Below are 20,759 nucleotides of genomic sequence, written 5' to 3' on the forward strand. Positions count from 1 at the left end.
GTCTCCTCGGTTGTGCGGGCTGGCTGACAGGTGAGCTACCAAGTTACCAGTGCGCCGCCCGTCGGGGTGCCGACGATCACCGCGGGTGCCGACGACGGGACCCGCAGTATGCATGGCGCGAGGCGTTCCGGCAGTTCAGCCGGCCGGGCGGCAGCGCACCACCTCGCCGATGAAGGGCCGGGCGCTGGTGGTGAGCCGGTGCCGGGTGGTCACCTGCGACTCGCCTGCGGGGGCGGTCACCGTCACCTCCTCACGGGCCACCTCGGCGCCGTCGTGCGAGCGGGCCCGCAGCGCGCAGGTCGCCGAGCCGCCCGCCGGGACGGTCACCCGGAAGTCGACCACCACCTGGGAGTCGGTGATGTCGGTGTAGGTGATCACCTGGGCGTCGTAGTCGGGGTCGCCGTACTTGCCGTACTCGCTGAACGCGGCCACGCCGAGCACCGCCGCCAGGGCGACGACGAGCAGGGCGACCAGCGCCGGGCGGCGGCGGGCGGGCTCGCGGCGGCGGCCGTAGCGGCCCGGTGGGAACACCGGCGCGCCGGAGGTGATTGTGGCGTGCGTCTCGGTCACCGGCGGGTATCTCCTGGCGTTGTTGTCGGCGGCATCGGCAAGAATGGCAGAGTCCATCTTCCCAACCCGGCGCTGACTCGCCGGACGAGCGCTGCGTCACCGGACGAGCGCTGCGTCACCGATGACGAGTCAAGCGATGATGAGTCAAGGATGACAGGTCGGCCGGCATCGTCGACAGGTCAGCGCCGGTGGGCACGAACGAGGAGCGCCGCAAGTGGCAGAGCAGCTGCGTCTCATGGCCGTCCATGCGCACCCCGACGACGAGTCGAGCAAGGGTGCCGCGACCATGGCGAAGTACGTGGCCGAGGGGGTGGACGTCCTGGTCGTGACGTGCACCGGCGGCGAGCGCGGCAGCGTGCTCAACCCGAAAATGGACCGGCCGGACGTCTGGGCCAACATCGGCGAGATCCGCCGCGCCGAGATGGACGCGGCCCGCGCGGTCCTCGGCGTCGAGCAGGCGTGGCTCGGCTTCGTCGACTCGGGGCTGCCCGAGGGCGACCCGCTGCCGCCGCTGCCCGAGGGGTGTTTCGCCCTCCAGGACGTCGAGGTCGCCGCCGGCCCGCTGGTGCGGCTGATGCGCCAGTTCCGCCCGCACGTGGTCACCACGTACGACGAGGAGGGTGGCTACCCGCACCCCGACCACGTCATGACCCACAAGGTGACCGTCGCCGCCTTCGAGGCCGCCGGCGACCCGGCACGCCACCCGGAGCTCGGTGAGCCCTGGCAGCCGCTGAAGCTCTACTACGACGTGGGGTTCTCCAAGGGCAAGATCCTGGCGCTGCACGAGGGCATCCTCGCCGCAGGGATCCCCTCGCCGTACGAGGAGTGGCTCAAGCGGTGGGACGACCGCCCCGACAAGGGCCCTCGGATCACCACCCGGGTCGAGTGCGCGGAGTACTTCACGGTCCGCGACGACGCGTTGCGCGCCCACGCCACCCAGATCGACCCGGACGGCTTCTGGTTCCAGGTGCCGATGGAGCTCCAGCAGCGCGCCTGGCCGACGGAGGACTTCGAGCTCGCCCGCTCGGTGGTCGACAGCCCGCTGCCCGAGTCCGACCTCTTCGCCGGGGTGCGCGAGACGGCCCATGCCCGCTGATCCGGCGGCGGGTTACCCTGGTCACCAGCCGCCCAACGGAGGAACGCCATGCTGACCGCTGCCCAGGTGCTCGCGGAGAACAACTTCGGTGACACCCGCACGGGTGGCCTCGCCGGTCCGATGGGCCTCTTCCTCATCCTGGTGCTGGCCGCCGCCACCGTGCTGCTGATCCGCAACATGAACGCCCGGCTGCGCCGGCTGCCCGACCGGTTCCCGGGGCCGGACGGCGTCGACGCGGGCCGGGCCGAAGCGGGAGTCGTCGATCCGACAGACGGGACTGTGGGGCAGGAGTCACGCCCGAACGCTCCCAAGCGGCCCCAGCAGGGCTGAAACGTATGATCCGCTCGTGATTCACGCCGAACCCGGCTGTCGCCCCCTGTTGCGGCCACCGGCTTTGGCTTAGCCTTCCGCCGGGGGACCAAAAGTCCCCGAACCGCGCGCGGGAGGGGGCACCGATGACCGGGTCAGCGACGGCTGCCCGCCGTGCCGTGCGACGACCTGCGGACGGGAGAGATCGGTGACCTCCGGCAGGGCCGGCGGTCAACTCGACCGGCTCGGCCTGCGCGGCACCCCGGGCCGGGTCCTGCTGCTGACGGCCGCCGTTGCCCTGACAGCACTGGCGGCAGCGGTGGTCGGCCTCACCCTTCCGACGGGCCTGCCGGCCGACGACCCGCTCCCGGGGCCCGCCCGGTTCGGCATCGGCGTCGCGGCGTTCGCCGTGGCCCAGCTCGCCCGCCTGCGGTTCCGCGCCGGTTCCGGGATGGTCAGCATCACCTGGGGCGAGGCCGCGCTCATCGTCTGCCTCTACCTGGTGCCCGCCGGTTGGCTCCCGGCCGCCACGCTGCTCGGCGCGGGGGCGGCCTGGACGGGGCTGTCCCTGGCCGTCGACCGCCGGCCGCCGCTGGAGACCGTCCGCATCGCGACCTCGCTGACCGCCGCGACCGCCCTCGCCGTCACCGTCGCCACCGCCCTCGGCACGCCCCTGCTGGCGGCCCCCACACCGGAGCTGGCACCGGCCCTGGTGGCCGGCTCGATGACGTACCTGCTCGTCAGCGCCTGGCTGGGCGGGGTCACCGTGGCGCTGCGGCACGGCGTGCCGCTGGGCCCGCCGTTGCTCGCCGCGCTGCGCGGCAAGCTGCTGATGTTCGTCGGGAACGTGGCCGTCGGCCTGGGCGTGGTGGCACTGCTGGAGATCGACGCCCGCTGGCTGTTGCTGCTCGCGCCCGTGCTCTGGCTGCTCCAGCAGACCTACCGGCACCGGCTCGGCGCCGACCAGGAGCGGCGCAGCTGGCGGGCCTTCGCCGAGGCCACCGCCGCGCTCAACCAGCTCGACGAGCGGGGCGTCGCCACCGCTGCCGTGACCGGCGCGTTGACCCTCTTCGGTGCCGAGCTGGTCGACGTGGACGTGGCCCGCGGCGACGGCCGGTGGCGGCGCTACCGGGGCGAGACCGGCGGCCAGGTGGTCGACCGGGAGATCGGCCCGCCCGCCCGATCCGGCCCCGACGCGCACGAGCTGGTCCGGGCGCTGACCGTCGGTGCCACCCGGGTCGGCGAGCTGCGGGTCCGCTTCCCCCGTACCGCCCCGCCCATCGCCCGCGAGCAGGACGCCGTCGCCGCGTTCTCCGACGCACTCGCCGCCGCCCTGCACGACGCCGCGACCCACCGGGAGCTGCGGCTGGTCACCGCCCGATCGTCGTACGAGGCGGTGCACGACCCGCTCACCGGGCTGCTCAACCGGGCCGCCATGCTCGGCAAGGGCGACCAGGCGCTGCGGCAGCGCGCCCATGACCACCCGGTGGCGTTGCTGCTGCTCGACATCGACCAGTTCAAAGAGGTCAACGACACCCTCGGGCACGCCGCCGGCGACCAGCTGCTGCGGCTGAGCGCCAACCGGCTCGGCGCGCTGACCCGCTCGGGCGACCTGCTGGGCCGGCTCGGCGGCGACGAGTTCGCCATGCTGCTGACCAACGTCCCGGTGCTCGGCGGCCGGACCGCCCCGATGGCGTACGCGCTGCGCCAGGCCCGGGAGATCGCGGAGCGGCTGGCCGCCCCCACCGAGGTGGCCGGGGTGCGGATGTCCGTCGAGGTCTCCGTCGGGGTGGTGGTCGCCGACGCCGGCACCGCCGACATGACCGAGCTGCTGCGCCGGGCCGACATCGCGATGTACCAGGCCAAGGAGGGCGGCGGCAGCGTCGCCGCGTACGACAGTTCCCGGGACGCCGCGAGCACCGACCAGCTCGCGCTGCTCGCGGAGCTGCGGGAGGCACTGGCCACCGACGACCAGCTCGTGCTGGCCCTCCAGCCGGCGGTGGACCTGGCCACCGGCGCGCCGACCGGGGTGGAGGCGCTGATCCGCTGGCGGCACCCCCGCCGGGGGTGGCTCGGCCCGACCGACTTCATCCGCCCGGTGGAGAACAGCGAGCAGCTCGGCACGTTCACCCGGTACGTGCTGGACAAGGCGCTCGGGGTGGCCGCCGACTGGGCCCGCGCGGGCTTGGACGTGCCGATCTCGGTGAACCTGTCGGCCCGCAGCCTGCTCGACCCCCGGCTGCCGGCCGAGATCGGCGAGGCGCTGCGCCGACACCAGGTCCCGCCGCGCCGACTGGTGCTGGAGATCACCGAGACCGTGGTGATGAGCGAGCTGGAGATCATCGACGAGGTGCTCGCCACGCTCCGGTCGATGGGCGTGCAGCTCGCGGTGGACGACTTCGGCACCGGGTTCTCGTCGCTGGCGTTCGTGACCCGGATCGCCGTGGACGAGCTGAAGGTCGACCGGTCGTTCGTGATCCGGATGGCGGACTCGCCGGAGGCGGCGGCGATCGTCCGGGCGACCGTCGGGCTCGCCCACGAGCTGGGCCTGCGGGTGGTCGCCGAGGGTGTGGAGACCGCCGAGCAGCGGCTGGCGCTGGCCGAGCTGGGCTGCACGGCCGCGCAGGGGTACCACTTCTTCAAGCCGATGCCGGCCGACAAGATCGGCGCGGTGCTCGGGACGCTGCTGAACACCGCCCGGCCGAAGGTCTTCCCGCTGCGCGCCGACGGCGCCTCCTGACCCGGAGAATTCGCACCGAACGGCGGATTGCAGCGCTACTTAACTATCGCGGAATTCCGGTGTTACCTCTCTGCCAGCGTTAGGCTGATTCGGCCGGGTCGGCAGAGCAAAGGAGCCGCCGCATGTTCCCGTTCCCCGACGAGGCGACCAGGAAAGCGCTCGATCTCGGCCGGCGCGAGGTGTTCCAGACCTACCGGGTGCTGATGGCCTACGAACTGCAACGGTTGCGCCCCAAGGTCGAGGCGCTGCCGGCCGGACTGCGCCGCGACCAGTTGGCCGCCCGGTTGGAGACGGTCGCGGCCTTGGCCGAGGGGGCCTGGATGCTGCAGATCACGGTGCGCGGCGCGACGGTCGAGCAGGTGGCCACCCTGTTCAAGGAGGTGCAGGACTCTCTTGACGGCGTCGTGCCACCCGCAACGGGAAATCCCTACCTCACCGCCGCCGTGAATGAGCTGAAAAGCAAGATCGTCGACGTCATGAACGACGCCAGCAAGCCCACCCACGCCGCCGTCAACAACGCGTTCGCGCGTCTCTTCGGGTCCACCTCGACGCCGGCGAAGAAGCGTTTCGCGGAGACGGTCACGGTGCTGCAGGACCTACTCAAGCGCACCGATGGCAAACAGTCGGGATTCGTGTACAACGCGTTGTTGCCCGACGGAATGGCTGCCCTCGGCGGCGGCCAGGGTGACACCGCGGTCGTCCAGGTGGCCCGCGAGGCGCTCGACGGCACAATGCACCTGTGGGAGCTCGCCGCCACGCTTGCCCACGAGGGAACGCACACCCTCACGGACAAACCGACGGCCGACATCGTCTACCGTCACCGCAACGCCGCCTACTACCTGCAGGGCGCGGTTGGCCTGCAGAACGCCGCCAACTACGAACAGGCCGTCTACGAGGCGCTGGGCCAGGGCGGCCCGTTCCCCACCGACCTCGAGGTGGCCGCCATGCGGGGGCGCACCGCGCCCCGGATGGACTCGCTGCACACCGTGCTCGCGTCCCGGATCACCCGAGCCTGGGTGCGTACCTACCACTTCACCCGCCTCGACTACACCCGGACCGATCTGCCCGAGCCGGTCGCCCTCGTGCTCACCGACCTGCCGAAGGAGCGGGCGTACGCGCCGCTGCTCGACGCGTACATGGAGGCACTGCACGCCGCGATGCTGGCGCTGATGCGGGCGGAGGGGCGGCTGGTGGTGCGGACCGAGTCGAACATGCTGAATTACTCGACGGTCATCAACAAGGACGGCACCATCCGGTTCATCATCAATTCCGGCCTCGCGGCCCAGGCGCCCGTGTCTCAGGTTCTGCGGTGGATGCTGGACGAACTCGTCGCCGAGGCGAAGTGTCAGGTTCCCAAGGACAACGCGCAACTGCTGAAGCTCATCCTTGAGATCGAGAGGTTCGACGAGGACAACACGGACACGCTCAGCGAGTTCTACAGCTCATTTCACTGAGAACCAAGAGATCGGGGCGGAATGCCGCCCCGAAATCCGAGGTCAGCCGCGCGGCAGCACGTCGTCCACCACGGCCGGCAGGGCCGCCCAGTCGGCCGAGGCGACGCTCGCGTGCTTGCGGGCCAGCTCCGCCAGCCGGGCCGCCGCCGCGTCCGGGTCGGTGTTCCCCACCGCCGGGGGCACGTTCTGCGCGTCGGTCATCACCAGCAGGTAGTGGTTGGCGTCGTACCAGGCGGTGTCGATGCCGCCGGTGACGTACGCGGAGGCGTCGCCGTCGAAGACCACGAACCAGGGCCGCAGGGCGGTGTCGGCGTACCGGGTGCGGGGGTCGCCGGCCTGGGCCCGGTGTACGGCCGGGAACGCCTGCGCCGAGCCCAGCGTCCCGGCGGCGGCGAGCGCGGCGAGGTGGCGGGCGTACTCGACGTCGGTCCAGAGGGTGTCGGTGGGGTTGCCCTCCTCGACGGTGCCGGGGATCAGGTGCACGATCACCCGGCCGGCGAGTTGCTGCCGGGTCGGCCAGTTGTCGGCGCGGGCGGCGGCGTCCAGGGTGGCGTACCCGCCCCTCAGGTCGGCGGGCCGGAACACCGCCGCGCCGAGCCGGGCGGCGAGCAGCGCGTCGAGCTGTGCCGGCCCCTGCCCGGTGCGGCTGCTGAAGCCGGTCTTCAGCTCCAGTTTGAGGTGCAGCGGGCCGGCGTCGGGGTGGGCGGCGAGCCAGAGCCGGATGTCGTCGAGGCAGTGTTCGAGGTTCCTGTTGCGGGTGCCGGTGTAGAGCTGGGCGGCGCTGGTCGCGGCGACGCAGTTGTTGGCGTTGCCGAGCGGGTTGGAGTGGCTGACCCGCCACTGCCGGGTGATGATGTCGGGCCACACGTCCAGCTCGATCATCCCCGGCCGGGCGTCGAGCGCCTGGGCCAGGTAGGCGTACGTGCCCTGATCGTACGCGTTGTGGGTGCCCACGGTGGTGGTCGCCGAGACCCGGGCGACCGGGTCGACGGCCGCCTCCGCCGGGCCTGCGGCGAGCACGGCCGCGACCAGCGCGACCGACGCGAACGCTGAAAGGGGACGGGATCCGCGCATGCGTGCCTCCTCGGAGGTGCCGGCGGGGGTCGCCGGGCATGCACTGATATAAATCGATGAACTTGAAGGGGGGAAGGCCTGGGGCGAAGGTTCCGGGATCGGTGGCGTCGGTTCCGGGGCAGCGGACGGGACGGCACCGGGCTGGATATGGTCGTCCGGTGAACCGACTCGCCAGCGCCACCAGTCCCTACCTCCTCCAGCACGCCGACAACCCGGTGGACTGGTGGCCGTGGTGCGACGAGGCGTTCGCCGAGGCGAAACGGCGCGACGTGCCGGTGCTGATCTCGGTCGGCTACTCGGCCTGCCACTGGTGCCACGTGATGGCCCACGAGTCGTTCGAGGACGCCGCCGTCGGGAAGCTGCTCAACGACGGCTTCGTGGCGATCAAGGTGGACCGCGAGGAGCGGCCGGACGTGGACGCCGTCTACATGACCGCGACCCAGGCGATGACCGGGCAGGGCGGCTGGCCGATGACGGTCTTCGCCACCGGAGACGGCACCCCGTTCTTCTGCGGCACGTACTTCCCGAAGCCGAACTTCGTCCGGCTGCTGGAGTCGGTCGGCACCGCCTGGCGGGAGCAGCGCGAGGCCGTGCTCCGGCAGGGCTCCGCCGTGGTCGAGGCGATCGGCGGGGCGCAGGCCGTCGGCGGGCCGACCGCCCCGCTCACCGCGGAACTGCTCGACGCCGCCGCCGCCCAGCTCGCGAGGGAGTACGACCAGAGCAACGGTGGTTTCGGCGGCGCACCGAAGTTCCCGCCGCACATGAATCTGCTCTTCCTGCTGCGTCACCACCAGCGCACCGGCTCCGCCGAGAGCCTGGAGATCGCCCGGCACACCGCCGAGGCGATGGCCCGGGGCGGCATCAACGACCAGCTCGCCGGTGGCTTCGCCCGGTACTCGGTCGACGAGCACTGGACCGTGCCGCACTTCGAGAAGATGCTCTACGACAACGCCCTGCTGCTGCGGGTCTACACCCAGCTCTGGCGGCTCACCGGCGATCCGCTGGCCGCCCGGGTGGCCCGGGACGTCGCCCGGTTCCTCGCCGACGAGCTGCACCGCCCCGGCGAGGGCTTCGCCTCCGCGCTCGACGCCGACACCGAGGGCGTCGAGGGGCTCACCTACGCCTGGACCCCGGCCCAGCTCGTCGAGGTGCTCGGGGCCGAGGACGGCCGCTGGGCCGCCGACCTCTTCGGGGTCACCGAGTCCGGCACCTTTGAACACGGGATGAGCGTGCTGCGGCTGGCCCGGGACGTCGACGACGCCGACCCGGCGGTGCGTGGCCGGTGGCAGGACGTCGTCCGGCGGCTGCTGGCCGCCCGGGACAACCGCCCCCAGCCCGCCCGCGACGACAAGGTGGTGGCCGCCTGGAACGGCCTGGCGATCACCGCGATCGCCGAGTTCGTCCGCCTCGTCGAGGCGCAGGGGGCGGCCGGCGGGGACGAGGCCGTTGACAACCTGCTGGAAGGCGTCACCATCGTCGCCGACGGCGCGATGCGGGACGCCGCGGAGCACCTGGCCACCGTGCACCTGGTCGACGGCAGGCTGCGCCGGGTCTCCCGGGACGGGGTGGTCGGCGGGCCGGCCGGGGTGCTGGAGGACTACGGCTGCGTGGCCGAGGCGTTCTGCGCGATGCACCAGGTCACCGGCGAGGGGCGTTGGCTGGAACTGGCCGGCGGGCTCCTGGACACCGCGCTGGCCCGGTTCGTCGCCCCGGGCGGCGGGTTCTACGACACCGCCGACGACGCCGAGCAGCTCGTCACCCGGCCGGCCGACCCGACCGACAACGCCACCCCGTCCGGCCGGTCGGCGATCGTCGCCGCCCTGGTGGCGTACGCGGCGCTGACCGGGGAGAACCGGTACCGGGAGGCCGCCGAGGCAGCCCTCGCCACGGTCGCCCCGATCGTCGCCCGGCACGCCCGGTTCACCGGGTACGCGGCCACCGTCGGGGAGGCGCTGCTCTCCGGCCCGTACGAGATCGCCGTGGTGACCGACGACCCGGCCGGCGATCCTCTCGTGGCCGCCGCGTACCGGCACGCCCCGCCCGGCGCGGTGGTCGTCGCGGGCCGCCCGGACCAGCCCGGGGTGCCGCTGCTGGCCGACCGGCCGCTGGTCGACGGCCGACCCGCCGCGTACGTCTGTCGGGGTTTCGTCTGCCAGCGCCCGGTCACCACCGTCGAGGACCTCCGCGCCCAGTTGTGACGGGCCGCCGTGACCGCCCCGGACCTCGGCCCGGGGCGGTCGGGGCACGCCGCTAGGCTGGCGGGCGAGATGGATACCCGAACCGGTCTGCCTGTTGTCGGCATGGTGGGGGGCGGCCAGCTGGCCCGGATGACCCACCAGGCCTCGATCGCCCTCGGTCAGTCGCTGCGCGTGCTCGCGCAGGCCCCGGACGACGGCGCGGCCCTGGTCGCCGCCGACGTCCAATACGGCGACCACACCGACCTCGCCGCCCTGCGTGCCTTCGCCGAGGGCTGCGACGTGGTCACCTTCGACCACGAGCACGTGCCGACGGAGCACATCCGCGCCCTCGCGGCCGAGGGGGTGAGCCTCTTCCCGCCGGCCGACGCGCTGCTGCACGCGCAGGACAAGCGGGTCATGCGGGAGCGGCTCGCCGCGCTGGGCGCACCGAACCCGGTGTGGCGACCGGTCGCCGAGCCCGCCGACCTGGTCGCCTTCGGCGAGACCCAGGGCTGGCCGGTGGTGCTGAAGGCCGCTCGGGGCGGGTACGACGGCCGGGGCGTCTGGCTGGTCGACGACGCCGAGCAGGCTGCCGAGATGGCCGCCACCCTGCTCGCCGGGGGGACCAGCCTGATCGTCGAGGAGCGGGTGGCGCTGCGCCGGGAGCTGGCCGTGCAGGTGGCCCGCTCGCCGTTCGGGCAGGTCGCCGCGTACCCGGTGGTGGAGACGGTGCAGGTCGACGGGATCTGCGTCGAGGTGCTGGCCCCGGCGCCGGGCCTGGACGAGGAGCGGGCCGTCGCCGCCCAGCAGCTCGCCATCGACCTGGCCACCGCGCTCGGCGTGGTCGGCCTGCTCGCCGTGGAGCTGTTCGAGACGCCGGCCGGGCTGGTGGTCAACGAGCTGGCCATGCGCCCGCACAACTCGGGCCACTGGACGATCGAGGGGGCCCGGACCTCGCAGTTCGAGCAGCACCTGCGGGCCGTGCTGGACTACCCGATGGGGGACACCGCGCTGACCGCCCCGGCGGTGGCGATGGCGAACGTGCTCGGCGGCGAGCCGGGCGGGATGTCGATCGACGAGCGGCTGCACCACCTCTTCGCCGCCGAGCCGGGCGCGAAGGTGCACCTGTACGGCAAGCAGGTGCGCCCCGGCCGCAAGATCGGCCACGTCACGGTGCTCGGTGCCGACCTGGACGACGTACGGGCGCGGGCCGCCCGGGCCGCCCGCTGGCTCCGCGAGGGCCACCAGTGAGCCTGCGACCCCCGCAGTCGTCAACGAGAGGCAGACCAGCATGAGCACCGTCGGGTTGATCATGGGCAGCGACTCGGACTGGCCGACCATGAAGGCCGCCGCCGAGACCCTGGCCGAGTTCGGGGTCGGCTACGAGGTCGGCGTGGTCTCCGCCCACCGCACCCCCGGCAAGATGATCGAGTACGGCCGCACCGCCGCCGACCGGGGGCTCAAGGTGATCATCGCGGGGGCCGGTGGGGCCGCCCACCTGCCCGGCATGGTCGCCTCGGTCACCCCGCTGCCGGTGATCGGCGTGCCGGTGCCGCTGAAGTACCTCGACGGGATGGACTCGCTGCTGTCCATCGTCCAGATGCCGGCCGGCGTGCCGGTGGCCGCCGTGTCGATCGGCAACGCCCGCAATGCCGGGCTGCTCGCCGTCCGCATCCTGGCCGCCGCCGACGAGGAACTGCGGGCGCGCATGGTCGCCTACCAGGAGAGCCTGGAGGAGTTGGTCGCCGAGAAGGAGGCCGCCCTGCACGCCTCGCTGGGCTGACCGCCACCCGGCTCGCGACACTCAGCCCGGCGCGTGGTCGCGGCCGGGCTGAGCGCACGTTTCGCTAGATGCTGGCGTTCCAGGTGGTGAAGACCAGTTGGCTGCCGCCACCGCAGACCGCCTGGTAGACCTTCTCCTTGTTCACCAGGCTGTACACGCCCGCGCACATCCCGCTGTGCAGGGCCATCAGGTATCCGGTGCCCGACGAGTACGACCACTGCTGGTTCGGCACGTCCATGCAGATGTACTGCTGGACGACCGCGCCGATCGAGGTGCTGGTGGCGCGGACATCGAGGCATTTCTGGCTGGCCACGTTCCGCAGTTGGCCGAAACCGGCGTACGCGCCGGGCAGGTACTCCCACTGCTGGTTGACGCCACCGTTGCAGTTGTACTGCTGGACCTGCAGCTTGTTCTCGGTGGAACCGCCGGGCACATCCAGGCACATTCCGCTCGCGCGGTTGACGATGCTCACGCCGGCCAACGAGGCCGACTCCTTCGCGGACGCCGGTGCCGAGCCGCCAATTGCGCCGAGGGCGGTGATGAGGATGGCCACGACGGCGGCGGGTAGGCTACGTCTGAATTTGGACATGGTGCTCCTCTGCAAGCTATTCGGGGTTTTCGCTGGAGCCACTCCTGGACGGAAGCGTCTGCTTACCGAGTCGGTCGCCGGTGCGGCCTGCGTTCGGATGCGGATAACGGTGGGGTGGCGTCGAAGTGCATTTCCTGCGAGTGAATCGGCCTGGGTCAGAGATACGCGTCCCAGAACACGTATCCCCAGGTGCAGACGCCCTGTTCGATCCCCGTCTTGTACGCCAGGCTCACCGCGCGGGCGCAGCCACCGCTGTGCAGGACCTGCAGGTTTCCGGTGCCGGTGAAGGTCCACTGCTGATTGGTGCCGCTGAGGCAGGTGTACTGCTGGATGACGGCACCGGGGGAGAGGGACTCGTCACGGACGTCGAGGCATTTCTGGCTGGCGATGTTGCGTAGCTGCCCGTAGCCGGCGTACGGGCCCGGGATGTACTCCCACTGCTGGTTGGCACCGCCGTTGCAGTGATACTGCTGGACAGCCTTCTTGTTGTCGGTGGTGCCGCCCGGCACGTCCAGGCACATTCCGCTCACCCGGTTGACGATGGCGGTGTAGACCGGTGCGGCCGAAGCGGGAGAGGTGTTGACGAGGATGGCTGCCGTGGCGGTGGCGAGAGCAAGGCTGGCCGCCAGAAAAGTCCGTTTGATTCGGCTCACGGGGCTCCTTCCGCAGGCGCGGTTGCAAGGTGGCCTGCATATTGATATGCGCCAACTCTTGGCGGATAGAAAATTAGCATGGTCGCAACACTCACCGCAAGTAGTTGCAATATCTACTGCGTGTCAGGTTGACTGCTTATGGGTGGTCTGTCGGTGAACTCCCCGATACGGCGTCGTCTTCGGCCGAATTCTCGCCGCCCGTGCATTGCGTCGATTTCTATCAAGAATTGCACTCGTCCTGGTGCGCAGCTTTCCTGACAAAGGGCGGTGCTCTGTGGCCGTTTCGGGCCAGTTGTTCCAGCGTCGACGGGGCCGGCAACGGGCGGGCGTCTGTTCGGGGGCCTCTCCCGCGCCTCAGCGCATGCCGCGCAGCGCCGTCTGGAGCCGCTCCTGGGCGCGGCGTCGACGCTCGTTGCTCGCGCCGAGGACCAGCAGGACCAGCCCGGCCGGAATCAGCACCAGCCACGGGCCGAGGCTGAACAGCGCGTGTATCGCCGCGATCGCGGTGACGGCCGCCCCGACGATCACCGGGGCCTGCTGCTGGCTGGTGGTGCCGAAGATCAGCACCGCCACCGCGCCGAGCAGCAGCAGCACCTGGCGCAGCATGCTGGATTCGGTGGCCAGCACGATCGCCAGAGTCGGCACGAACGCGGCGACCAGCGCCGGCCCGTACGCCACCCAGCTCGACAGGTCCGGCCGGTGCCGCAGCTCCAGCACCCCGACCAGCAGAGCCAGCGCCGCGAACGGCAGCGTGTACGCCTCCGGCAGTGCCACGTCGGCGACCCGCATCAGGATCCACCAGGCGACGATCTCGCAGAACACCACCGCCCAGAACAGGATCTGCCGCTCCACCGGCCGACGGCCCGGCCGGGCGGCGGCCACCCCGAGCACGGCGCCCCAGGCGGCAAGCAACGCGGCGATGTGCCGGGGCGAGTCGAAGGCCAGCGCCAGGGCGATCAGCGCGGCGGCGTACCCGCTCCACTCCACCGTGGCCGCCTCGCGCTGCGCCTCGGGGCGGCGCAGCCGGGGCAGGGTCGCGGCGAATACCTGTAGGGCCGCCCCGACCGCCAGCACCCCGAACGCGGACCAGACCGCGGCCAGCCCGGCCACCAGGCCGGCGACGAGGACGAACAACTGCGCCATCAGCGAAGCGAACAACCAGCCCAGGATGCGGGCCCGCTGGGTGGTGCCGTACAGGGCGGCGACGATGCCGACGCCCATCGCCCCGCCCAGGGTGAACAGGGTCAGCTCCCGGGTGGCCAGGCTGCCGAGCAGCCCAGCCCCGCCGCCGGCCAGCCCGATGACGAAGACCAGCACCCGGGCGATGCGCAGCGACCGGGCCCGCTCCGCCAGCGGCGGAGGCGGGGTGAGCGCCAGCCCCAGCATCGAGATGGTGAACACCGACAGCGCCGCAAGCGTGCTCACCGGCCAGCCATGCCCCAGGGCGATCGGTGTGATCAGCAGGGTCATCGCCGCGCCGGGCAGCACCACCGGCACGGCCCGGGACCGTCGCCCGCCGCTGAACCCGACGGCGGCCAGCGCCGCGGTCACGGTGAGCAACAGCGCCGTCAGCACGTGTGCCGGGTCGACCGCGTTGGCGGGCGGGATGATCAGCTCCGGCGGCGGCCCCTGCCACACCCGGCCCAGCGACCGGTACGGCTCGACCAGCGCCACCATCAGCGTGGGGGCGAGCGAGGCCACGGCCAGCGCGGTCGGCAGCGCGGCGGCGGCCAGCGCCCCGGCCGCCGGGCTGACCCGCCAGCGCGGCACCGCCGGATCGTCGTCGGGCGCCCGGCGCAGGGCACCGTCGAGCAGCACCGACCAGCGCCGGACCGGCTGGGCCGAGCCGGCCGGCGGGACGGTGGCGGCGCGGACCAGCTCGGCGAGCACCCCGAGCAGCGCGCCCGCCGCCGCGTACACGCCGGCGGGCAGGCCGGTCACGATCGCGGCGACCGCGCTGACCGTCGCGCCGCCCACCACGGCCGCACTGGCGTACGGGAGATACTGCGGCACCTGCCGGCGGACCGCGGCGATCGCGGCCAGACCCAGGCTGGACGCGGCCAGCGCGGCGGTCAGCACCACCTCGGGCGACCGGCCGAACTCGGCGGCCAGGGCGGCCACCGCGCCGGGCAACGCGAGCAGCGCGGCCCCGGCGGCGGCCCCACCGACCTGCACCAGGTGCGGCGGCATCCCCTCGGTGTCGACGTCCTCGACCAGCGGGGCGGCGAACACCCGAGCCAGGGTGGCCACGACGACGCCGATCAGCGCGATGCCGCCCAGCGCCAGCGCGGTCGTCCACGGCCGGACCAGCCCGGCACCGGCCGCGTGCAGGGCGACGGCCCCGGCCACGGTGGCCCGGGACAGCCCGGCGCGCGGGTCGATCGAGGCCGCCGCGGCCGTGCCGAAGGCCGTGGCGACGGCCAGGCCGACCAGCACCGGCGACCACCAGGGCAGGTCGAAGGCGGCCGGCGCCCCGATGGTGGCCAGGACGGCGGCGACGCCCGAGACGTCGTACTTCCAGGGGGCCGGCAGCAGCACCCCGGCCGCGACGCCGAGCAGCGCCAGCGCGACAGGCGCCTGCCAGGTGGACCCGCCGACCGGCGCGGCCGGCCAGCCGGACAGGTCGCCGGCCCAGATCGGGCCCGGGGTGGCCAGCACGCCCCACCCGCCGCGCAGCGCGCTCCAGCCGGCGAGCAGCCCGATCAGGGTGCCGCCGACGGCGAGCCCGAGGATCGGCCCGCGCCGCCACTGTTCGGGCATCGCCCGGGCCGCGACGGCGACCACCGCCACCAGCGCGGCGGCGACCACGAGCTGCCCGCCGGGGGTGAGCACCGCCCCGATCCGGACCAGGGTGGCGATCAGCGCCGCGGTGACCGCGGCGGCGGCCAGGTCGGAGCCGTCCATGGCCAGGTCGGAGCGGCGGCCCGCGTCGATCGACGGGGCCAGGAAGACCAGCACCCCGGCCACGAACAGCAGCCCGCCCACCCAGGCGTCCGCGACGGTGGCCCCGGGCGCGCCGAACGCGGCGGCGGTCACCGCCAGCGCCCCGAGGCCGGTGCCCATGGCCAGCGGCGCCGGGATGTGCCGCTCGGACACCTGCACCATGGCGGCGTAACCGAGGGTGACGCAGACCGCCAGGAAGCTCGCCGCCAGCACCGGCACGGTGGCCTCGCGCAGGCTCGCCGGGGTCGGCGTCGGATCGGTCGGCATGGTCGCGGCGACGAACGCGGCGACCGCCCCGGGCAGGGCGAACGCAGCGCCGCCGGCAGCCCAGGCGGAGACGACGCCTGCCGTGGCGGGGGTGATCCGAATCCGGGGCGCCACCGCGATCAGCGCGCCGGCCAGGAAGAGGGCGAGCAGCACGGCGGCGGTCAGCGCCGGCCGGGCCAGCCCGGCGCCCGCGCCGAGCAGGCCCACCACGGCTGCGGAGACCGCGTGCACCGTGGCGGCCCGCGTCGTGCTGGCGGTGAGCCCGGCCGCGCCGATGCCGATCGCGACCAGCACCATCGGCCACGGCGCGGCCACCCAGCCCAGGCCGAACGACGCCGGCACGGCGAGCGCCGTCAGCGCCGCCCCGACCACCGCGAACTCGCGGCGGATCTCCGGCGGCAGGGCCAGCACCGCGGCGACGGTGAGCAGGAAGGCGCTGGCGGCGAGCTGCCAGGCCGCAGGCCCGACCGAGGCGGCCAGCTCGGCCGGGTAACGGGCGAGGTCCGCCGCCCAGGCCGGGAGGGCGGCCCGCGCCGGGGCCAGCCCGGCGCGCAGCGCGCCGCCGGCCACCACCAGGCCGCTGACCGTGAGCGCCGCGGCCGAGGCGAGCTGCGGCCCACGCCGGGCGGCTTCGGGTACGGCCCGCACGGCCAGCCCGGTGAGGGTGATGACGGCGGCGATCAGCAGCAGGGCCCGGCCGGGGAAGGCCACCGAGGCGACCCGGCCCAGCGCGCCGATCACCGCGAGGGTGAGGATGCCGGCGGCCACGTCGGGCAGTGGCGGGCGGCGCAGCACCAGCGCCCCGCCCAGCCCCACCAGCGCGGCCAGCAGCAGCACCGCGCCCGCCCCGGCCGCTGCCGGCACCGTTGCGGCGCGCAGCAGCGCGGTCACCGCGTACGCGAGGGCCAGCGCCACCGCCACGGCGTGCAACAGCCAGGTCAGCGCGCCCAGCGCCGGGACCGGGCGGGCCGGCGCGGCGGCGACGGGCGCGCCACCGGTGCCGTCGAGCACCTCGCCGGACTCCTCCGGGGCGCCCTCCGGACGGCCGTCCTCGGTGGGGCGGCGGGGCGGTGGGGCGGCGGAGGCGGCCGGCGCGGCCGGGGGCGTCGGCAGGTCCTCGCGCACCGGCCGCTCGACGGTGACCGGGGAGCGGGCCAGCACCAGGTCCACGACGGCGACCACGGTCAGCACCAGCGCCCAGCCGGCCGGCCCGGTGACCCACTCGTAGGCCAGCAGCGGCAGCACCGGCTGCGCGGCCAGCACGGCGGCGAAGCGGGGGGCGCGCAGCCCCGTCCAGAGCGCGTAGCCGAACCCGACGGCGGCCGTGACGGCGAAGATCACCCCGGCGAAGACCGCCCCGGACGCGCCCCCGCCGCCGATCCGGTCCACCGCCCACAGCGCGTAACCGGCCAGCGGCACCAGCAGCAGACCGACGGCGGCGATCGTCTCGGCGGTCGAGGTGAGCCCGCGCCGGGCCAGCGCCGGCGGGGCCAGCAGCAGCAGCACCGTCGCGACGAGCAGGATGCCCAGCCGGGACAGGGCGTCCATCGAGCTGGTGGCCACCGCGGCGAAGACCACCGCGGCCACGGCGAGCAGCAGCGCGCCCAGCCCGAGGGGGATGTTCTGCACCTCCCGCGAGGACGCCTCCGGCGGGTGCTCAGGGTCGTCGGCGTCCAGCCAGCGGGCCGCCGACGGTGGGGGCGGGTCCTCCGGCCGGGGCGGTGCGGCGCCCTGCCGGGGCACCCGGGGCGGCGCGCCGGCGGCGGCGGTGGGCGGGCGGCGACCCGGCCGGCGGCGCAGCACCCGCCGGGGGCGGGCGGTCTGCTTGGTCCGCTCCTCACCGGCGTGCGCGAGGATGTCCCGCTGGAAGAGCGCGGCCTGCATCTTCGCGGCGATCTGCCGCTGCTCGGCGGCGATGGCGGCCTCGCGGGCCTTCATCTCCGCGATCGAGCGTTCGACGTCCGCCAGGTGCCCGGCCCACTGGGGCTGGTGCGCGCCGCAGTGCGGGCACTTGGCGGCCGGCTTGATCTCCCGGCCGCACGAGGAGCACTGAAAGGTCTGCACGACACCCCTCCACCCGCTGGCCCGCACTGTGGACTCCCACTGTCGCAGCATGCCCTGAGCCGGCGCGGATTTCGACACCTGTCGGCGGGTTGACGGTGACGAACAGCCGACGGCCGGCCGCGGCGGGGTGCCGCGGCCGGCCGTCGTCGGTGTCGAGGTGGATCAGGGGCGGCCCATGCCCCGGTACTCCCAGCCGGCCTGCGTCCACAGTGTCGAGTCGAGGCAGTTGCGGCCGTCGACCACCCGACGGCCGGCGACCAGCTCGCCGAGGGCCACCGGGTCGGCGTTGCGGAAGTCGGCCCACTCGGTGAGCACGCAGACCAGGTCCGCCCCGGTCACCGCGTCGGCCATGCTGGTCTCGTACGTCAGCTCGGGGGCCACCCGGCGGGCGTTCTCGGCGCCCTGCGGGTCGTAGACGTGCACGTCCGCCCCGGCCTTGCCGAGCAGCCCGGCGACGGCGAGCGCCGGGGCGTCGCGTACGTCGTCGGTGTTGGGCTTGAAGGTCGCGCCGAGCACGGCGACCCGGGTGCCGGACAGGTCCGGGCCGGCCGGCCCGGAGCGGCGGCCGAGCAGCTCGGCGGCGAGCCCGACGACCCGGGTACGGCGACGCAGGTTGATCAGGTCGACCTCGTGCAGGAAGCGCAGGGCCTCGCCGGCGCCCAGCTCCTGGGCGCGGGCCTGGAAGGCGCGGATGTCCTTGGGCAGGCAGGCCCCGCCGAAGCCGAGGCCGGCCTGGAGGAACCGGTTGCCGATCCGGGGGTCGTACCCGATGGCGCGGGCGAGCTGGGTGACGTCGCCGCCGGAGGCCTCGCAGACCTCGGCCATCGCGTTGATGAACGAGATCTTGGTGGCCAGGAAGGCGTTCGCGGCGACCTTGACCAACTCGGCGGTGGCGAAGTCGGTGGCCACCAGCGGGACCTCCCGGTCCTCCGTGGCGGCCAGGTCGAAGACGCCCTTGTGGGCGGCGTAGAGCATGCCGTTGGCCCACTCGCTCTTGACGCCCACCACGATCCGGTTGGGGCGTAGTACGTCGTCGACGGCGAAGCCCTCCTGGAGGAACTCCGGGCTCCACGCCACCTCGACCCCGAGGTCGGCCGGGGTGTGCTTGCCGACGAGCTGCTCCACCCACTCGGCGGTGCCCACCGGGACGGTGGACTTGCCGACGATCAGCGCCTTGCGGGTGAGGTGCTGGGCCAGGCTGGTCACCGACGCCTCGACGTACGACAGGTCCGCGCCCATCCCGTCGGCCCGCTGCGGGGTCCCGACGCAGATGAAGTGCACGTCGCCGAACTCGGCGGTCTCGGCGATGTCGGTGCTGAACCGCAGCCGGCCGGCGGCCAGGTTGCGCCGCAGCAGTTCGTCGAGGCCGGGCTCGTGGATCGGCACCTCGCCGGCGTTCAGCTTGGTGATCTTCTCCACGTCGACGTCGAAGCCGAGCACCTCGTAGCCGAGCTCGGCATAACAGATGGCGTACGTCGCACCGAGGTACCCGGTGCCGAGGAAGGTGACCCGGGGACGGGCCGCGCCCGACGGCGGCGTCACCGCAGCGATGGCCGGCATCGGTTGGTTCGGGTACGGGATCGTCACGCCTGTCTTCTCCGCTCGCGCTGGCGGCGCTTTCTCGCGTCGCGTTCGGCTGTGGCGCCTTGCCGGGCACCGAAGGGAATTGTGTTGTTTTGTGCGCGTCGTGCCGTATCGACGCCTCCGTCAGGCCCGAGCCTACGCGGCGGTAAGGATCACCTGAGCGCTGGTGGCTATCCTTCAGTCTGCGCGGTCGGCGGTTCCGAAACGCTACAGACTGCGCATGATAGCGGTGAAGGGGAGGGGCCGACATGGCCGCAGAGCAGTCGTTCGACGTCTACCGGTTGCCCGAGGAACACGGGGCGATCCGCGAGGCGGTGCGTGAGGTCTGTGCCGCGAAGGTGGCGCCGCACGCCGCCGAGGCGGACGAGACGGGCGAGTTCCCGAAGGCGTCCTACGACGCGCTCCGCTCGGCCGACTTCCACGCCCCGCACATCCCCGTCGAGTACGGCGGGGCCGGCGCGGACGCCCTGGCCACGGCCATCGTGATCGAGGAGGTGGCCCGGGCCTGTGCCTCGTCCTCGCTGATCCCGGCGGTGAACAAGCTGGGCACCCTGCCGCTGATCCTGGCCGGCTCCGAGGAGCTCAAGCGCAGGTACCTCACCCCGGTCGCCGCCGGTGACGCGATGTTCTCGTACTGCCTCTCCGAGCCGGAGGCCGGCAGCGACGCGGCCTCGATGACCACCAGGGCGGTCCGCGACGGCGACCACTGGGTGCTCAACGGCGTGAAGCGGTGGATCACCAACGCGGGCGTCTCGGAGTACTACACGGTTTTCGCCGTGACGGATCCCACAGCCCGGTCGAGGGGCATCTCGGCGTTCGTCGTCGAGAAGTCCGACCCGGGGGTCAGCTTCGGCGCCCCGGAGAAGAAGCTCGGCATCAAGGGCTCGCCGACCCGCGAGGTCTACTTCGACAACGTCCGCATCCCGGCCGACCGGATGATCGGCGCCGAGGGCACCGGCTTCGGCACCGCGATGAGGACCCTGGACCACACCCGGGTCACCATCGCCGCGCAGGCCGTCGGCATCGCCCAGGGGGCGCTCGACTACGCCAAGGGGTACGTGCTCGAGCGCAAGCAGTTCGGCAAGCCGGTCGCCGAGTTCCAGGGCATCCAGTTCATGCTCGCCGACATGGGCATGAAACTGGAGGCGGCCCGGCAGCTCACGTACACGGCCGCCGGCAAGTCCGAGCGGGGCGACGCCGACCTGACCTACTTCGGCGCTGCGGCCAAGTGCTTCGCCTCGGACGCGGCCATGGAGATCACCACCGACGCGGTACAGCTGCTCGGTGGCTACGGCTACACCCGGGACTACCCGGTCGAGCGGATGATGCGGGACGCCAAGATCACCCAGATCTACGAGGGCACGAACCAGGTGCAACGGATCGTGATGGCCCGTCAACTCCTCAAGGGCCTCGCGTAGCGACCGGAGGAGCGCCGGTGTCGTCGCGGTAGCGCGGT

At 73.3% G+C, this 20,759-nt stretch carries 14 protein-coding genes; 8 read left to right on the forward strand and 6 right to left on the reverse strand.

Annotated features, from left to right (window positions below; translation table 11 throughout):
* Positions 1-135: 135 nt before the first annotated feature.
* A complete protein-coding gene (locus tag ACQPZO_RS04985) occupies positions 136-570 on the reverse strand; it encodes a DUF4307 domain-containing protein (protein WP_433350807.1) in 435 nt (144 codons plus the stop codon).
* A 214-nt stretch (positions 571-784) separates the two neighbouring features.
* On the opposite strand from ACQPZO_RS04985, the gene mca reads away from it, so the two are divergent.
* The 4 genes from mca (at position 785) to ACQPZO_RS05005 (ending at position 6,169) form a co-directional block, all read left to right on the forward strand.
* Positions 785-1,666 (forward strand): mycothiol conjugate amidase Mca, encoded by an 882-nt coding sequence (mca, locus tag ACQPZO_RS04990; RefSeq protein ID WP_433347444.1) that lies wholly within the window; start codon positions 785-787, stop codon positions 1,664-1,666.
* A gap of 48 nt (positions 1,667-1,714) precedes the next feature.
* Positions 1,715-1,996 carry a hypothetical protein gene (locus ACQPZO_RS04995; protein ID WP_433347446.1) on the forward strand — a complete coding sequence of 94 codons (282 nt, stop codon included), beginning with the start codon at positions 1,715-1,717 and terminating at the stop codon, positions 1,994-1,996.
* Between the two features lie 229 nt (positions 1,997-2,225).
* Complete coding sequence (locus tag ACQPZO_RS05000; RefSeq protein WP_433350809.1) at positions 2,226-4,715, forward strand: putative bifunctional diguanylate cyclase/phosphodiesterase; 2,490 nt, start codon at positions 2,226-2,228, stop codon at positions 4,713-4,715.
* A gap of 122 nt (positions 4,716-4,837) precedes the next feature.
* Positions 4,838-6,169 carry a hypothetical protein gene (locus tag ACQPZO_RS05005; protein ID WP_433347448.1) on the forward strand — a complete coding sequence of 444 codons (1,332 nt, stop codon included), beginning with the start codon at positions 4,838-4,840 and terminating at the stop codon, positions 6,167-6,169.
* A 42-nt stretch (positions 6,170-6,211) separates the two neighbouring features.
* On the opposite strand, the gene ACQPZO_RS05010 is transcribed toward ACQPZO_RS05005, so the two are convergent.
* On the reverse strand, positions 6,212-7,243 hold the full coding sequence (locus tag ACQPZO_RS05010; protein ID WP_433347450.1) for a phosphatidylinositol-specific phospholipase C domain-containing protein: 1,032 nt from the start codon (positions 7,241-7,243) through the stop codon (positions 6,212-6,214).
* Between the two features lie 158 nt (positions 7,244-7,401).
* Here ACQPZO_RS05010 and ACQPZO_RS05015 point away from each other — a divergent pair, with 158 nt between their 5' ends.
* The 3 genes from ACQPZO_RS05015 to purE all read left to right on the forward strand — a co-directional run bounded on the left by ACQPZO_RS05015 (position 7,402) and on the right by purE (position 11,203).
* Complete coding sequence (locus ACQPZO_RS05015) at positions 7,402-9,441, forward strand: thioredoxin domain-containing protein (protein ID WP_433347452.1); 2,040 nt, start codon at positions 7,402-7,404, stop codon at positions 9,439-9,441.
* Positions 9,442-9,510: 69 nt separating this feature from the next.
* Positions 9,511-10,671: a 5-(carboxyamino)imidazole ribonucleotide synthase gene (locus ACQPZO_RS05020; RefSeq protein WP_433347454.1), complete on the forward strand. Its 1,161-nt coding sequence runs from the start codon at positions 9,511-9,513 to the stop codon at positions 10,669-10,671.
* A gap of 40 nt (positions 10,672-10,711) precedes the next feature.
* Positions 10,712-11,203 carry a 5-(carboxyamino)imidazole ribonucleotide mutase gene (gene purE / locus ACQPZO_RS05025; protein WP_387019994.1) on the forward strand — a complete coding sequence of 164 codons (492 nt, stop codon included), beginning with the start codon at positions 10,712-10,714 and terminating at the stop codon, positions 11,201-11,203.
* Positions 11,204-11,267: 64 nt separating this feature from the next.
* Here the strand turns inward: purE and ACQPZO_RS05030 are convergent, their stop codons facing one another.
* From ACQPZO_RS05030 to ACQPZO_RS05045, 4 genes are all read right to left on the reverse strand, one after another.
* Positions 11,268-11,792, reverse strand: coding sequence for an RICIN domain-containing protein (locus ACQPZO_RS05030; RefSeq protein WP_433347455.1), 525 nt, complete (start codon positions 11,790-11,792; stop codon positions 11,268-11,270).
* A 155-nt stretch (positions 11,793-11,947) separates the two neighbouring features.
* Positions 11,948-12,445 (reverse strand): RICIN domain-containing protein, encoded by a 498-nt coding sequence (locus ACQPZO_RS05035; protein ID WP_433347457.1) that lies wholly within the window; start codon positions 12,443-12,445, stop codon positions 11,948-11,950.
* A gap of 354 nt (positions 12,446-12,799) precedes the next feature.
* Positions 12,800-17,719, reverse strand: a complete 4,920-nt coding sequence (locus ACQPZO_RS05040) for an SCO7613 C-terminal domain-containing membrane protein (RefSeq protein ID WP_433347459.1) — start codon at positions 17,717-17,719, stop codon at positions 12,800-12,802.
* Between the two features lie 162 nt (positions 17,720-17,881).
* Positions 17,882-19,306, reverse strand: coding sequence for a UDP-glucose dehydrogenase family protein (locus ACQPZO_RS05045; RefSeq protein WP_433347461.1), 1,425 nt, complete (start codon positions 19,304-19,306; stop codon positions 17,882-17,884).
* A gap of 245 nt (positions 19,307-19,551) precedes the next feature.
* On the opposite strand from ACQPZO_RS05045, the gene ACQPZO_RS05050 reads away from it, so the two are divergent.
* Positions 19,552-20,721, forward strand: coding sequence for an acyl-CoA dehydrogenase family protein (locus ACQPZO_RS05050; RefSeq protein WP_433347463.1), 1,170 nt, complete (start codon positions 19,552-19,554; stop codon positions 20,719-20,721).
* The last annotated feature ends 38 nt before the right edge of the window (positions 20,722-20,759 follow it).

Origin of the sequence: Micromonospora sp. CA-111912 (assembly GCF_050948415.1) — a bacterium.
In the GTDB taxonomy this organism is placed as follows: Bacteria; Actinomycetota; Actinomycetes; order Mycobacteriales; family Micromonosporaceae; genus Micromonospora.

What these genes read in the sequence shown, in the direction of transcription:
- ACQPZO_RS05030 (WP_433347455.1), bottom strand. Translation starts at nt 11,792, where the DNA reads ATGTCCAAATTCAGACGTAGCCTACCCGCCGCCGTCGTGGCCATCCTC.
- purE (WP_387019994.1), top strand. Translation starts at nt 10,712, where the DNA reads ATGAGCACCGTCGGGTTGATCATGGGCAGCGACTCGGACTGGCCGACC.
- ACQPZO_RS05005 (WP_433347448.1), top strand. Translation starts at nt 4,838, where the DNA reads ATGTTCCCGTTCCCCGACGAGGCGACCAGGAAAGCGCTCGATCTCGGC.
- ACQPZO_RS05020 (WP_433347454.1), top strand. Translation starts at nt 9,511, where the DNA reads ATGGATACCCGAACCGGTCTGCCTGTTGTCGGCATGGTGGGGGGCGGC.
- ACQPZO_RS05050 (WP_433347463.1), top strand. Translation starts at nt 19,552, where the DNA reads ATGGCCGCAGAGCAGTCGTTCGACGTCTACCGGTTGCCCGAGGAACAC.
- ACQPZO_RS04995 (WP_433347446.1), top strand. Translation starts at nt 1,715, where the DNA reads ATGCTGACCGCTGCCCAGGTGCTCGCGGAGAACAACTTCGGTGACACC.
- ACQPZO_RS05010 (WP_433347450.1), bottom strand. Translation starts at nt 7,243, where the DNA reads ATGCGCGGATCCCGTCCCCTTTCAGCGTTCGCGTCGGTCGCGCTGGTC.